Source organism: Shinella zoogloeoides (assembly GCF_020883495.1).
In the GTDB taxonomy this organism is placed as follows: Bacteria; Pseudomonadota; Alphaproteobacteria; order Rhizobiales; family Rhizobiaceae; genus Shinella; species Shinella zoogloeoides.
In genome coordinates this window covers 2,657,864-2,673,168 of sequence record NZ_CP086610.1, presented here as the reverse complement: position 1 = coordinate 2,673,168, position 15,305 = coordinate 2,657,864, and the positions used below count along the sequence as shown (strand labels likewise).

The 15,305-nt window shown below is 62.6% G+C and carries 8 protein-coding genes; 3 read left to right on the top strand and 5 right to left on the bottom strand.

Features of this window, described 5'->3' with window-relative positions; all coding sequences use genetic code 11:
* Positions 1–68 precede the first annotated feature (68 nt).
* Together istA and istB are read left to right on the top strand one after the other, a co-directional pair.
* Positions 69–1,595, top strand: a complete 1,527-nt coding sequence (gene istA / locus K8M09_RS13290) for an IS21 family transposase (RefSeq protein WP_160788247.1) — start codon at positions 69–71, stop codon at positions 1,593–1,595.
* Positions 1,585–2,397 (top strand): IS21-like element helper ATPase IstB, encoded by an 813-nt coding sequence (gene istB / locus K8M09_RS13285; protein ID WP_160788246.1) that lies wholly within the window; start codon positions 1,585–1,587, stop codon positions 2,395–2,397. The genes istA and istB overlap by 11 nt, the downstream gene beginning before the upstream one ends.
* Positions 2,398–2,436: 39 nt before the next feature.
* On the opposite strand, the gene K8M09_RS13280 is transcribed toward istB, so the two are convergent.
* The 5 genes from K8M09_RS13280 to K8M09_RS13260 form a co-directional block, all read right to left on the bottom strand.
* Positions 2,437–2,733, bottom strand: a complete 297-nt coding sequence (locus K8M09_RS13280) for a DUF488 domain-containing protein (protein ID WP_229341880.1) — start codon at positions 2,731–2,733, stop codon at positions 2,437–2,439.
* 77 nt (positions 2,734–2,810) lie between these two features.
* Positions 2,811–3,866 carry a hypothetical protein gene (locus K8M09_RS13275; protein WP_160786424.1) on the bottom strand — a complete coding sequence of 352 codons (1,056 nt, stop codon included), beginning with the start codon at positions 3,864–3,866 and terminating at the stop codon, positions 2,811–2,813.
* Between the two features lie 520 nt (positions 3,867–4,386).
* A complete protein-coding gene (locus K8M09_RS13270) occupies positions 4,387–5,322 on the bottom strand; it encodes a lytic transglycosylase domain-containing protein (protein ID WP_160786423.1) in 936 nt (311 codons plus the stop codon).
* Positions 5,323–5,550: 228 nt separating this feature from the next.
* Positions 5,551–6,186, bottom strand: a complete 636-nt coding sequence (locus tag K8M09_RS13265; RefSeq protein ID WP_160786422.1) for a response regulator — start codon at positions 6,184–6,186, stop codon at positions 5,551–5,553.
* Positions 6,183–7,595 (bottom strand): sensor histidine kinase, encoded by a 1,413-nt coding sequence (locus K8M09_RS13260; protein ID WP_160786421.1) that lies wholly within the window; start codon positions 7,593–7,595, stop codon positions 6,183–6,185. Before K8M09_RS13260 ends, K8M09_RS13265 begins: the two co-directional genes overlap by 4 nt.
* A 286-nt stretch (positions 7,596–7,881) precedes the next feature.
* Here K8M09_RS13260 and K8M09_RS13255 point away from each other — a divergent pair, with 286 nt between their 5' ends.
* Complete coding sequence (locus tag K8M09_RS13255) at positions 7,882–15,249, top strand: peroxidase family protein (RefSeq protein WP_160786420.1); 7,368 nt, start codon at positions 7,882–7,884, stop codon at positions 15,247–15,249.
* Positions 15,250–15,305 lie beyond the last annotated feature (56 nt).

Sequence of the window (15,305 nt, the reverse complement as noted above, 5' to 3'; positions counted from 1 at the left end):
CATTGAGAATTGACCCATGTTCCAACCTTCCCTCGCATGTTTTCAGCGGGGGCTATGGAGTGATCGACATGGCGTTATTGAGCGTGATCCGACGCTGGCATTTTCGAGAAGAACTATCGATCCGGGAGATTTGCCGCAGGACTGGCCTGTCCCGGAATACCATCCGCAAATACCTGCGCCTGGACGGCGTGGAGCCGAAGTTCAAAGTCCCGGAGCGGCCAAGCAAGCTTGATCCTTTTGCTGATCGGTTGTCTGCCTGGCTGAAGAGCGAATCCAAGAAGAACCGCAAGCAGAAGCGGACGATGAAGCAGTTGCATGCCGATCTGATGAGCCTTGGCTACGAGGGCTCCTACAATCGGGTTGCGGCATTTGCTCGGGAATGGCGTGATGATCGGCAGAGAGAATTGCAGACGACGGGCCGCGGGACATATGTGCCCCTGGCGTTTGACCCCGGCGAAGCCTTCCAGTTCGATTGGTCGGAAGATTGGGCCATCATCGGCAATGAGCGCACCAAACTGCAGGTGGCGCACACGAAGCTGAGCTACAGCCGCGCCTTCATCGTTCGGGCCTATCTCCTGCAGACGCATGAGATGCTGTTCGATGCCCATAATCATGCATTCCGGGTCTTCGGCGGCATCCCCGGCCGCGGAATCTACGACAACATGCGCACGGCGATCGACAAGGTCGGCCGCGGGAAAGAGCGCGACGTCAATGTCCGTTTCCTGGCGATGGCCAGTCACTACGTATTCGAGCCGGAGTTCTGCAATCCCGCGTCTGGTTGGGAGAAAGGGCAGGTCGAGAAGAATGTTCAGGATGCGCGTCATCGCTTCTTCCAACCTGTTCCGCGCTTTCCATCATTGGATGCCCTGAACGACTGGCTGGAGCTTCGGTGCAAGGAATTCTGGGCAAAGACCCCACACGGACAGATGCGCGGCACCATTGCCGACATCTGGGCTGAGGAAGCTTTGGCATTGATGCCTGTTACCCGTCCGTTCGACGGCTTCGTGGAGTATACGAAGCGGGTCACGCCAACCTGCCTCGTCCATCTGGAGCGCAATCGCTACAGCGTGCCGGCATCCTTCGCCAATCGACCGGTGAGCCTGCGGGTCTATCCGGATCGTGTCGTGGTTGCTGCGGAAGGCCAGATCGTCTGCGAGCATCGTCGCGTCATCGATCGCTCTCACGACCGACCGGGACAGACGATCTACGACTGGCGGCACTATCTGGCGGTCGTGCAACGCAAGCCAGGCGCGCTTCGCAACGGTGCACCCTTTGCCGAGCTACCGGACGCGTTCCGGACCTTGCAGCAATACCTCCTGAAGAAGCCGGGTGGCGACCGCGAGATGGTCGATATCCTGGCCCTTGTTCTCCAGCACGACGAACAGGCCGTGCTATCGGCGGTCGACATGGCGCTGAAGTCCGGCGTCCCCACGAAGACCCACGTGCTGAACCTGCTGCATCGCCTCGTCGACGGCAAATCCTTCACACCGCCCACCATCGATGCACCTCAGGCCCTGACGCTCGTCAACGAGCCCAAGGCCAATGTCGAACGATACGATGCGCTGAGAAAGACGGAGGCCCGCCATGCGTCATAATCCAGCAAGCGGCGCTGTCGTCATCATGCTGCGGCAACTGAAGATGCACGGCATGGCCCAGGCCGTCGGCGAACTCACCGAGCAGGGATCGCCGGCATTCGAGGCGGCAATCCCGATCCTGTCGCAGCTCCTCAAGGCGGAGACCGCGGAACGTGAAGTTCGATCGACGGCCTACCAGCTCAAGACGGCACGCTTTCCAGCCTATCGTGACCTGAACGGCTTCGACTTCACCAGCAGTGAGATCAACGAGGCGCTGGCCCGTCAGCTTCATCGCTGCGACTTCCTGGACGACGCCAACAACATTGTCCTGGTCGGCGGTCCCGGCACGGGCAAGACGCATATCGCCACGGCCATCGGTGTCCAGGCCATCGAACATCATCACAAGCGGGTTCGGTTCTTCTCGACCGTGGAACTGGTCAACGCGCTCGAGCAGGAGAAGTCCCAAGGTCGCTCAGGCCAGATCGCCAACCGCCTGGCACACTCCGATCTCGTCATCCTCGACGAGCTCGGTTATCTGCCGTTCAGTGCTTCAGGCGGTGCGATGCTGTTCCATCTGCTGAGCAAGCTCTATGAGCACACGAGCGTCATCATCACCACCAACCTGAGCTTCAGCGAATGGGCCAGTGTCTTCGGCGATGCCAAGATGACAACCGCGCTGCTCGACCGGCTCACCCATCATTGCCACATCCTCGAGACCGGCAACGACAGCTTCCGCTTCAAGAACAGCTCCGCGCACGACACCAAAACGACAAAGGAGAAAACGAGGAACTTGACCACGACCGCAGAGCCGAAACATACCTAATAAGCGGGTCAATTCTCGGTGGAAACGCCGGGTCAGTTCTCAGTGGCAATCAACAACCTTGGCAACTCCGTCTAGGAAAGGAGCGGTCGTTACCATCATCTCGTAGTCGGCGGCACCGCTAGCTGGACGGCCTCCGAGCTGGTCGCCCATGTGCACGTAGCTGACCCCGATGGAATTCAGACGATAGCGCAGCTCCGGCTTGTTGAAGTGATGCAGGCGCGACCGGGGGCTGGATCGGACATCGAGTATGACGCCGATGTCGGGGGCCTCGATCAATGACCGGAAATGTTCCCATGAGTGCGAAGAATGGCCAACGCTGAAGATGGTATTCTGCAAGTTGATTGCCTCCTTGTGTGAACAATTCTGGCACAAGGAGGCTTTTGAATACATAGAAAAAACAGAGGCTTATCTGATTATATGTGATCCTTAAGCTCTTGCTCTGGTCGCGCCTTCGCTTCTTGGCAGGCAACCCATGCCGGATCATACTCCGCCAACATCGCCTTCTGATGGGGGAGGAGGTTGCCGTAGATCACATGAGGGCGAAGATTTCCCCAGCGGCTGAGAAAACCGCGCTTGTGGCTCTCGGGGGTCATGACCGCGAATTCCTCTCCCAGCTCCAAGAACTCCTCATACGTCGGCAGCATGTGCTCCGTGCCATTGGTCGAACGTTCCCACTGCTGATAGTGGGCATCACGGTGGAACATGATGTCAGACGCCGAGGTCAATTGCTTTTCGCTCCGTGAGAGCAGCGCCAACTGAGCGGGGGTGTAAAGTCCTGCGGGGAACTTGGAGGAGGCCGGGCCGACAGCGCCTGTAGCTCCTTTCGTTACATGAGGCTTCGGGACTGAGGAGGTACGCTTGCCCTCTATGATCTCGTCGTCGGTCCAGCCCTGACACCTCCGCTTACGGATCGCATCCGGTGATACGTTCTGAAGTTTGGACAGGCGGGAGGTGGTGTAAACATCTCTGGTTCGAGAATAGTAAAAAGTCAGGGTGTCCGACTTGTTGTTGTTCTGGGTATGACGGTCTGCCCAGCGAACCTTCCCCGGCGCATACTCTGGATCGTCATTGTCGATCCGGTCGAGTGTCATGCCCTTGCCGGGCATCGGGCGGACATGGAGCAGGAAATCCCGGAACGATTTAAAGGAGGGGTGAACGACCTTCCCGTTCTTGGCTCGCTGCAACATGTTCCTATGCGCGTTTTCTTCGGCTTTGAAGCGTCCGCGAAGCACCATGGCTCGGGCAGATTTGATGAAATCGACTATATCGTCGTTGCCACCCTGGGAGCCATCACAGGGGATTTTCTCAGGAGCGTAACCGGACTTGTCGCCTTTGCTTATGAGGCTTACCTGGGCGGTGTTGAATGCCCCTGAACTCGGCAGCTTTCCGGGATCTTTCGTGATTTTCTCAGGTCGTGTGAGTTGAGAAAATTTCGCTTTGGATGACGTTGCTTTATGCTGCTTCGACACGATCTCTCTCCCCCTGGTGAGCAGAGTTTAAAGTCTGAGAAGAGCGTGCTATAAAATCGGCGCTCTTCCGGCGGGACTGTTGGGAGCATTTCGACTGGCCTCGGTGGGAGCGAACCATCGAGGTCAGCCAGTTCAACCGGCTTTTCTTGATCTGATTGAACTGTTGACTGGGGCTGTGCGAGATTTACCCCCTTGAGGGTAAACTGCTGGCCGAGTAGCGTTACGGCAGTTGGGTTGCGATTTTGCGGTATAGGTCCATATAGGGCTGCGCCGCCGGAAGCGGTCCTCCGCTACCAACCCGCCAGCGGGAATCTCCTAATTTTTGTTGGCTTGGCTGTAGTGCGGAAATTTCTGCGGCTTAGTCGATGTATTCCCCCACTATTCCGAGATAATCCGGCGCTAATGTCCCCTTCGCGCCCGCAGTCTCAGTTCGCTGGTTGCCTGCGGCTATTGCGCCGATCCAAGAGAGCGAAGGTTTCGGTTTGGCGCTTGCTTTGCAATCTACGACCGCTGGTCCCGGTCAGTTCTTGAAGACGATGCAGGCGCCGCCGTTCTTGCGGACTTCAAGGCATACGGCTTCGGCCTCCTGCCGGGTTGACCGACCGATGCGGGCCGTGTATCGCAGCCTTGCTCCGAAGGCACGGTTGTGTTCCTTCTGGATCAGCGGTTTTTCCTTGTTCAGAGGTGCAGGCAGGGAGCGGACGGTCGACAGGAACAGTCTGATGGCCACCGGCTTTTGGAAATGCCCCGCCAGTTGTGCACCCCACGGCGCCCAGACGCCTTCCGCTTCGAATTCCAGGGTCTTGAGGCGCCGCGTGGCGGCAAGCGCGATGCAGGCGTCCTCGAAGGACTTCTGCCCGTCGAGGCGCAGATCGATGGCCGCAGGCGGGTTGTCGCGCCAGTCCTCGGCCGTGTGGGCGGTGATATCGAGGACGTAGTTGCGGGTCTCCTGCGGCAGGTTGCCGGTTTTCAGGAACGCCTGCAGTCCGTTCTCGCCCGCATTGTAGGCGGCGGCAGCCAGGCCGATATTGCCGAACCGGTTCCGCAAGTCATCGAGATACTCGGCCGATTTCTTCAATGCCTCCAAAGCATCGAAACTGTCCGATAGGCCGCGCAGTCTTGCGGTGGAGGGAATGAATTGCGCTATTCCTTCCGCGCCCTTTGGGCTGACTGCATCGGGACGGAACCGGCTTTCCTTCCAGATCAGCCGCGCAAAGAATTCGGGCGGCAGATCGTGTTCGCCGGCGAAATGGGCAAGCGCCCCGCATATGTCGCGGTTGAAGCTGACCGCGCGGACACAGAGCGCTCCGGTGCCGGTGGCTATTGAGTAAGTACAGGGCGGCGCGCGCCATTCGATCTGGGCGATCGCAGTATCCGTCGGCATGCTGGAGGCCAGCCCCCCTGCAACCAGCAAGGCAAGTCTTCGCCTGTCCCATCTGCGTTGCGCGCGCCACATGGCTTCCTCATACCACCGATGTGAAACGAGAGGGAGGTGCCTGCTTGTTGCGAGGGCAGGATTAACTGCATGCAGGCCAGGTCCAGCCAGTGCCGCACTTGGTGCCGACTTCCTCCAGCTCGGCGATGATTTCGCCATGGCGGGGCTGTCGAACATGGTCTGGCCGACGATGAAACCCTTGCCCCATGGCAAGGTTCAGTGTTTTGGGGAGCAAGATCACTGCATCTTTCAACGAGCCATCGCATCTCTCAGATAAAGCGCCGCAGAAACCCGGTTCGGTACTGCGAGCTTCTTCATGACATGGGTCATATGGTACTTGATCGTTTTCTCCAGCACGCCGAGCCTGTCGCCGATCTGCCGGTTGCTGAGGCCTTCCGCGACCAGATCGAGAATACGGCGCTCCTGATCCGTCAGAAGCGCGAGGGGATCGGGCTTCGTGTCGCCGCTGAGCTTGGCCAGAAGCGCCAGACTGAGGCTCGGCGACATGAAGGACTGGCCGGCGGATACGTTTTTGACGGCAGCGATCAGATCGTTTGCGCTGACACCCTTGAGCACGTAGCCGGCAGCGCCGGCCTCGATGGCGCCCAGCACGTCGTCGCTGTCGTCCGATCCCGTCAGCATCAGGATGCGTGGCGCGCTTGCTGTCGCGGAAATCGCGGCCGCCGCCTCGATGCCGTTACCCTGCATCGTGATGTCGAGCAGGATGACATCGGCCTCATGACGCTTGACGAGATCGAGGGCTTCGCCGCCGGAACTGCCTTCCGCGACGACCGTGATGGCGGGATCGAGCGCGAGCGACTGGCTGACGCCCGCCCGAAAAAGCGGATGGTCATCCACGACGATGACCCTGACGGACGCATTCATGCTTCTTCTCCCTCACCCAGAGCCACAGACATTTCGATGGTGGTGCCTTGCCGCCGGTGGGAGACCGAGAAGGTGCCTCCGAGGCTTTCCACCCGCTCCCGCAGGCCGGCAAGGCCGAGGCTTCCATCCGATTTTCGGTCTCGACCGGGCGATACGCCGCCTTCGTCGCTAACACGCACGACGAGCCTGTCCTTGTCGAGGCGGCATTCAACCGCCTGGCCGCGGGCGGCGGCGTGGCGATAGGCGTTGTTCAGGCCTTCCTGCACGAAACGGTAGACGCAGATCCGCAGCGCCTGGGACGCGCCGTGCCGGATTTCCCCGCAGGCGACCGAGACCCTGGTTCCCGTCCTTTGCTCGTGTATCCGTATCGCTCTGGCGATGATCTCGTTCAGGGACAGCCCCTCGATTTCCGGCAGCATCAGCCCGTGCGCGATGACGCGCATGTCCCGCGAGGCATCCCCGAGAAGGGTCTCGATCGATTGCAGCACCGCCTCCCGCCCCTCGGCATCGGCGGCGCGGCGCACCTGTTCGATTTTCAGCGCGGAAAGGCCGACGATCTGGATCGGGCCGTCGTGCAGCTCGGCCGCCACGTGCCGCAGGTAGCGCTCGTTCATCTCGGCAAGCCGGCCGGAGGCGCGCTGGACCTTCCTGCGCAGTTCCCGGTTCTGGTTGGAGACCCGCTCGATCTCGGCGATGCGATTGCGCAGCGCGGCCTGCTGCTCGCCGATCAGCCGGCTGCTGCCATAGACCACGCCGATAAGGGCGAGCGCGATCAGGAGCGTGGCGCCGCTGACGGCGAGCCAGGTCTGGGTCGCGACCCTGCGGAGCCGGCTTTGGAGCCGGTGGGCCAGTTCATGCACCTCGACGACCGCGATGATGCGGCCGGACCGGTGCTCGCGCAGCGGCGCGTAGATTTCGAGATATTTCGTGGTCCAGGCGCGTGCGATGTGTTCGTCGGCCGTCAGGTCGGTGTATCGGGAAGAAACCTCGCCCTCGAAGGCCCTGGCGGTGCCTTCCGGCGGGGCGAACCTGCCGCCGATCAGGTCCGGCGAGGTGGAGTAGGCGAGGCGGCCGTCGCGCATCCAGATGTCGACATGGGCGAAGCGCTCGGAGAGCGTGTTGTTCTTCAGGGCGTTGTCGAGGCGCGCGATGCTCGCGGGGCTGAGGGTTTCCTCCTGCGCCAGTTCCTGGACGAGCGGTGAAAGGATGCTGTCGAGGAAAAGCGCGGAATTGGTCGCCCTGCTGTCGGTGATGGTCCGCGCGACGACGCCCGATATGACCAGGCCGACCAGAAGCATCGCCGCCAGCATGATGAACCCGCCGACGAGTGCGAACTGCGTCGATTGGCCAAGGCTGCGAAAATCCTGCACCCAGCGAAATCGCGGCGATGTGATTGCGACGTCTGTCATCGGCATCCTGAGACGCTTTGTTGGACGGATACAAGGCTAACACACCTTCGCGTTGTGAAACATGATCCATGGTCCGATCATCTGCCAGGACTAAAGCCCAGGCTATCGACTCCCGAAAATCCAGCCGTTCTTGCCCTTTTGGGGACGCAACCCGTCAGACCATGTGAGGTGTGCCGGGGGCGCTTTCCGGTCGCATCATTGTCTCCAGGCTCGCGCATTGCGTTTGTCGGGAAAGACGGCGCAGGGCGGGACAAGGGCAAACGGAACGCCACAGGGGAGAAGGATCATGGTCAATATCGTCAAACACGATCTGCAGTTCATCCTGAAACAGATCAAGATCGCCGAGAGACATGCAGCCGGCGAGGATCTCACGACGCTGGTCGCCGAAGCCGGCGGCGTCGATCCCAATTCGCCGGCATCCGCGCAGATCCACCTGCTGCCCTATGGCCTGCGCACCGTGGACGGCAGCTACAACAATCTGGTGCCGGGGCGGGAAGAATGGGGCGCGGCGGACCAGGAGTTCCTGAACCTGACCGAGCCGCAGTTCACGCAGGGCACGGGCACGTTCCCATATGCCGCAAACAACGACTACGGGCAGGCCGGGGGCGTCACGGATGCCCAGCCCCGCCTGATCTCGAACCTTGTCGTCGACCAGACGCTCGACAATCCGGCTGCCATCGTCGCGGCGCTGGAGCATGCCGGGGTCGTGGGGGCGGCGCAGGCGGAGGCGCTGCAGGCCATTCGCGACGCGCATGTGATCGTGAAGGCCCTGCCGACCAATTCGCCGGCCTATGCTCCCGCGAAGGCGCACCTGGATGCGCTGCTGGAGGATAATGGCATCGTCATGGACGGCCCGACCGTCTTCCTGCCCAACGTGTCGCCGGATATCGGCGATTCCGCGCCCTACAGCGCCCTCTTCACCCTGTTCGGGCAATTCTTCGACCACGGTCTCGACCTTGTGGCCAAGGGGGGCAACGACAACGTCTATATCCCGCTCTCGCCGGACGATCCGCTTTACAATCCGGCCAGCCCGCATACCAATTTCATGGTGCTGACCCGGGTGACCACCGGGGAAGGCGCGCGCAATAGCACCACGCCATGGGTCGACCAGAACCAGACCTACGGCTCCAATGCCTCCAAGCAGGTGTTCATGCGTGAATACGCGGCCGGGCCGGACGGCAAGCCGATGGCGACCGGTCTCCTGCTGGAAGGAAAAGGACATGGTCTTGCGACCTGGGCGGATGTGAAGGCGCAGGCCGCGGAGAAGCTCGGCATCAAGCTCACCGATATGGATATCGGCAACATTCCCCTGATCGTGACCGACGAATACGGCAATTTCATTCCGGGCGCCAACGGCTATGCCCAGTTGGTCGTCGGCGTCGGCGTCGACGGTGTCTTCGGCACGGCCGATGACGAACTCGTCGAGGGCAACCCGCTTGCGCCTGTCGATCCGACGGCTGTCGGCGCCGCCCGCACCGGTCATGCCTTCCTGGACGATATCGCCCACAATGCGGCCCCCGGGACGATGTTCGATCATGACGGCCTGCCCGGAACGCCGATGATCATGGTCGCGCCCGATACGGACGAGGCGACGGCGACGAACAGCGCCGCCGGCAACCACATCGCCGTTGATGGTCGCGGCAACAAGACCGCCTATGACAATGAACTGCTCGACGCGCATTTCATCACCGGCGACGGGCGCGGCAACGAGAATATCGGCCTGACCACCATCCACCACATCTTCCACGGCGAGCACAACCGCATGGTGGAGGAGACCAAGGCGGTTGCGCTCGAAGCGGCCGCGGCCGGCGACCTGGCCTTCCTCAACGAGTGGCTGCTGGTCGATGTGGACGCCATGCCGGCGAATCCGGCAACGCTGGTCTGGGATGGCGAGCGCCTGTTCCAGGCGGCCCGCTTCGTCACCGAGATGGAATACCAGCATCTCGTCTTCGAGGAATTCGCCCGCAAGATGCAGCCGGACGTCGATGCGTTCCTGTTCGAGCCGGACCCGACCATCAATCCCGCCATCTTCTCCGAGTTCGCCAATGTGGTCTATCGCTTCGGGCACTCGATGCTCAACGAGAACGTCGACCGCATCGGCGCCAATGGAGCGTCCGATCACATGTCGCTGTTCGATGCGTTCCTCAATCCGGTCGCCTATGACGAAGGCGGCACGCTCACCCATGCGCAGGCGGCGGGCGCGATCATTCGCGGCATGAGTGCCCAGGTCGGCAACGAGATCGACGAGTTCGTCACCAACACGCTGCGCAACCAGTTGCTCGGCATTCCCCTCGACCTTGCGACGATCAATATCGCCCGCGGCCGGGATACCGGCATGCCGACGCTGAACGAGGCGCGTGCCCAGTTCCAGGCCATGGCCCATGGCGACAGCCAGCTTGCGCCCTATGCGAGCTGGACCGACTTCGCCCTCAACCTCAAGAACCCGGCCTCCATCGTCAACTTCATCGCCGCCTACGGCACTCATGAGCTGATTACCGGCGAGACCACCATCGAGGGCAAGCGCGCGGCGGCGATGGCGATCGTGTTCGGCACGTCGGAAACCTTCTGGGATCCGGTCGCCGGAGGCTTCAGGACCATAGCCGCGCCGGATGCCGATGACCGCACGGCTTTCCTCAACGCAACGGGAGAGTATGCGACGCCCCGGCTCGGCGGCCTGATGGATGTCGACCTGTGGGTGGGCGGCCTTGCCGAGAAGAAGATGGACTTCGGCGGCATGCTCGGCTCCACCTTCTCCTTCATCTTCGAGCTGCAGATGGAGAACCTGCAGGACGGCGACCGCTTCTACTATCTCTCGCGCACCCAGGGCCTCAATCTCCTGTCCGAACTGGAGGGCAATTCGCTTTCCAAGATGGCCTTGCGCACCACGGACCTCGGCGAGACGGGCAGCGCCATACCCGGCGACTTCTTCTCGCGGCCGGACCGGGTGCTCTATGTCGATGCGACAAAACAGGCGACAATGACCGGGCTTGCCGATCCCGTGCAGGACAATGCCTATCTCCAGGCCCTGTCTCCGCTCGTCGAGCGCCTCGACAAGAACGGCGACGGAAAAACCGACTACCTCCGCTACAATGGCGGCGAGCATGTCGTCGTGCAGGGCACCGACCGTGACGATCACATCATCACCGGCGAGGGCGACGACACGATCTGGGGCGGGGCCGGCAACGACCGCCTCGAGGGTGGCTACGGCGTCGACCATATCCATGGCGGCACCGGCGACGACATCATCACCAATGCGGGCACCGATATCGGCGCGATGGATTTCCTGCACGGCGAGGAGGGCAACGACGTCATCCACGGCGGCAGCGGCCTCTCGCTGATCTTCGGCAACGAGGGCAGCGACTTCCTGATCGCCGGTCCCGACGGCAAGACCGTCATGGGCGGCATCGGCAACGACTTCATCCTCGGCGGCGACGGCATGGACTTCCTGCTCGGCGAGGCCGGTGACGACTGGATGGAGGGCGGCGGCCGTTTCGATACGCTGGCCGGCGAGAATTCCGAGCTGATGTTCAACTCCACCATCATCGGCAACGACGTGCTGAACGGGCAGGGCGGGGATACGGACTACGACGCCGAGGCCGGTGACGACATCATGTTCCAGGGCGTCGGCATCCAGCGCAGCAATGGCATGGCCGGCTTCGACTGGGCGATCCACAAGGACGACGCCGTTGCGGCGAATTCCGATCTCGGCATTCCCATCTTCGCCAATCAGGAAGCGTTCATCCTGCGTGACCGCTTCGATCTCGTGGAAGGGCTTTCCGGCTGGAAGTTCAGCGACACGCTGACCGGCCGCGTGGTGCCGGTCAATACCCGCGTCGAGGCGACGGGCACGGCGGCGATCCCCGGTCCGGACTCGCCCCTCTATTCCTATTCCAACGCGCTTCTGGAGCGGAACGTCGCCCTCATAGACGGCCTCAATACGCTGGTCGCCCATCGCCAGCGCTATGTCGAGGTCGGCAATGACGGCGTTGCCGAGACGGTCGTGATGGACACGGCGGACGCCTCGGACATCCTGCTCGGCGGCGGCGGCAGCGACCGCATCAAGGGCCTTGCCGGCAGCGACATCATCGACGGCGACAAGTGGCTCAACGTGCGCATCCGCATCGCGGTCGGCAGCGATGTCTATACCGCCGACGGCATGACGAAGAAGGTCTACCTCGAAGCCGACATGGAGCGGGGTGCGCTGCGCCCCGGCGCCGTCGCGCAGTTCGGCGGCCGTGCGCTCGATGCGCTGATGCTGGCCGGCGTGCTCAATCCCGGCCAATTGTCGATCGTCCGGGAAATCGTCGACGGGAATGTCGCAGGCGATATCGACACGGCCGTCTATACCGGCATTCGCGAACACTACGGCTTCGGCGTGAACACGGACGGCAGCCTCTATGTCGACCATGCGCCGCCGGCGACGGATGAGACCGACCCGCTCGCGGAAAACGTGGAAGGGGTGACGGAGCGGCCGGTTCTCGACGGGCGGGATACGGTGCGCAACATCGAACGGCTCGAATTCACCGACCTGACGATGAATGTGATCTCCGGCACGGCCGGCAACGAAACGCTGAACGGCGATGCCGTGGGCACCGGGCTGATCCACGACGTCCTCATGGGCTTTGCCGGCAACGACACGCTGAACGGGCTGACGGGCAACGACGTGCTGATCGGCGGCGCCGGCAACGACACGCTGCGCGGCGGCGCCGGCGACGACATCTATGTCTTCGGCCTTGCCGACGGCGTCGACCGGATCGAGGAGACGGGCGGCAACGACCGGATCAGCATCGCCACGAACGGGGCGGCCCTCACCGACCTCAACTTCAGCCGCGCCGCCAACGGCGATCTGCTCATCACGCTCAACGGCCAGACGATCCGCGTCGCGGGGCAGTTCAACGGTGCCGGCAGCGCCGTCGAGACGATCACCTTCGACGGCGGCAGCTATAACGGCTACCAGCTTTATCTCGCCGACGACGAAGGCGACGAGGTCATGCGCGGCGCCTATACGCTCCATACGGGAACGGGCACCACGCTGTCGGCAGCCGCCGATATCGACACCGTTCTGGTCGATCTGGCCGGCAATCAGGCGACGACGCTGCTGGGCAATACCGGCGACGACATGCTCTTCGGCAACAATGGCGCGGATATCCTCAATGGCGGCGCGGGCGTCGACCTTCTGGTCGGCGGCGCGGGCAGCGATACCTATATCGTCGACGACCTCGGCGATACGGTGGTCGAGCTTGCGAACGGCGGCACGGACACGGTGCAGACGACGCTTGCAAGCTACCTGCTCGACGCGAATGTCGAGAACCTGGCCTATATGGGGACCGGCAGCTTCACCGGGGCCGGCAACGGGCTCGACAATACCCTGACCGGCGGTGTCGGCAACGACAGCCTCTATGGCGGCGCAGGCAACGACCGGCTGTTCGGCGAAGACGGCAACGACTTCCTCGATGGCGGCGACGGCGACGACATCATCAATGCCGGAGCCGGCAACGACGCGGTGCGGGGCGGTGCGGGCAACGACACCATCAATGTCGGCGACGGCTTCAGCACCATCGTCTACGATACGGCGGACTTCGGCAACGATACGGTCGCCAGCTTCGACGCCAACCCGAATGGCGGTGGGCAGGACAGGATCGACCTCAGCGGCCTCGGCATCACCAGTGCCGACTTCGCCTCGCGCGTCACCATCACCGCCAATGGCACGAGCACCCGCGTCGATGTCGCAGGCGGCGGATCGATCACGCTCAATGGCGTGACCGGGGCCGGGAACAATGCGATCTCCATCGCCGACTTCATCCTCTCCGGCGGAAACACGATTATCGGAACCGCTGCCGGCGAGACGCTCGCCGGCACGGCCGGCGCCGATATCATCCTGGGCGGCGGCGGGGCCGACACGATCAACGGCCTGTCGGGTGACGACACCATCGATGGCGGCGCGGGGGACGATGTCCTCTTCGGCGACAGCGGCGACGACGTCTTCCACTGGCAGGCGCCGAGCGGCGGCTGGGACGTGGTCGATGGCGGCTCGGAAGGCATTGCGGGCGATACCTTCGTCATCACCGGCGATGACTCCTACGAGATATTCCGCTTCTATCCCGCGGAGGATGCGGAAGCCGTCATTCCGGGGCTTGTCCTGCGCGGCTCCGCCACGGAGATCGTCGTGACCCGCACGGTCGTGGTGAACGGCGTCGAGGGCACGCCGGAGGTGATCGCCGAGCTTGCGGAGATCGAGGAGATCGTCATCAACGGCAGCCCGGCGAACGGGGTCGGCACCGCCGGCGGTGACCGTTTCGAGCTGATCGGCGATTTCGCCGAACAGGGCGAGGAGACCAGCCTGCGGCTGAACACGATCACCATCCTAGGTTCGGAAGGTGACGACACGGTCGATATATCGCGGCTCGCCTCCGCGCACCGCGTCGTCTTCAAGTCCAAGGGCGGCAATGACACGATCATCGGCACGCTGCGGCCGCAGGATGTCATCCAGCTTCCCGACAACACCACCATCGACGATTTCGACGTGGTGCAGAACGCCAACGGCTCGACGACCCTCGTCGGCGAGGATCATTCCGTGACGTTCTTCAGCAACGGCGTCCTGCCGCAGTTCTCCGCCGACGACGGGCATGGCGGCTTCACACCGCCGGAAGCCGGCAACGGAGACGAAGGCAGTCAGGGGCCGATCGACAATGACGGAGACGACGACACCGGCGGCATCGATGACGACGATAACGAGACCCCGGATCAGGACGACGACGATGGCGATATCGACGACGACGATGATGATGATGATGATGACAATGACGGCGATGACGATGGCGTGGTGCCCGGCGGCACCGGCAATGTCGATGGCGGCAGCCCGCAGGTGCTGATCGGCACGTCGAACGGGGAAACCCTTGCCGGCGGCAACGGCCGCGACATGATCTTCGCGGGTGACGGCGCCGACAATGTGCTCGGCGGCGGCGGCAGCGACATGATCTATGGCGATGCCGGCAATGATCGCCTCTTCGGCGATGCCGGCGACGACCTCATCGACGGCGGCACGGGCAACGACACGGTCTTCGGCGGCGACGGCAACGACATCTTCGTCGCATCCGTCGGCGATGGCGACGATGTCTATTACGGCGACAACATGAATGGCGGCGCGGGCAACGATACGCTCGACATGTCGGCCATCGGCGCCAATATCACCGCCGACCTCGGCACCGGGTTCAACGGTCGCGGCAGCGTGACCAGCACACAATCCGGCTCCGACACGATCTGGGGTGTCGAGAACATCGTCACCGGCTCCGGCAACGACACGATCACGGCAAGCGTCGCGGTGAACGTGATGGACGGTGGCGCGGGCAACGACACCTTCCGCTTCCTGTCGGCCGCCGACGCCGACGGCGACACGATCATGGGCTTCCAGCCCGGCGACAGGCTGGATCTCAGCGGCATGGACGCCAACTGGTCCGCATCCGGAAACCAGGCGTTCACGCTCGTCTCCGGCGCCTTCACCGGCGCGAGCGGCGAGTTGCTGGTCACGCACGAAAACCGTGACGGCACCGACTATACCGTGGTCGAGGGCAATACGTCCGGCGGCGGCACGGCGGACTTCAAGATCTCGATCAAGGGTTCGCACAACCTCACATCCAGCGATTTCGATCTCTGACCGGCAAGAGGCCGGGGGCGCATGAGGCGCTCCCGGCCGGAAAATCCGACAAAGTG

What these genes read in the sequence shown, in the direction of transcription:
- istA (WP_160788247.1), top strand. Translation starts at nt 69, where the DNA reads ATGGCGTTATTGAGCGTGATCCGACGCTGGCATTTTCGAGAAGAACTA.
- istB (WP_160788246.1), top strand. Translation starts at nt 1,585, where the DNA reads ATGCGTCATAATCCAGCAAGCGGCGCTGTCGTCATCATGCTGCGGCAA.
- K8M09_RS13270 (WP_160786423.1), bottom strand. Translation starts at nt 5,322, where the DNA reads ATGTGGCGCGCGCAACGCAGATGGGACAGGCGAAGACTTGCCTTGCTG.
- K8M09_RS13265 (WP_160786422.1), bottom strand. Translation starts at nt 6,186, where the DNA reads ATGAATGCGTCCGTCAGGGTCATCGTCGTGGATGACCATCCGCTTTTT.
- K8M09_RS13260 (WP_160786421.1), bottom strand. Translation starts at nt 7,595, where the DNA reads ATGACAGACGTCGCAATCACATCGCCGCGATTTCGCTGGGTGCAGGAT.
- K8M09_RS13255 (WP_160786420.1), top strand. Translation starts at nt 7,882, where the DNA reads ATGGTCAATATCGTCAAACACGATCTGCAGTTCATCCTGAAACAGATC.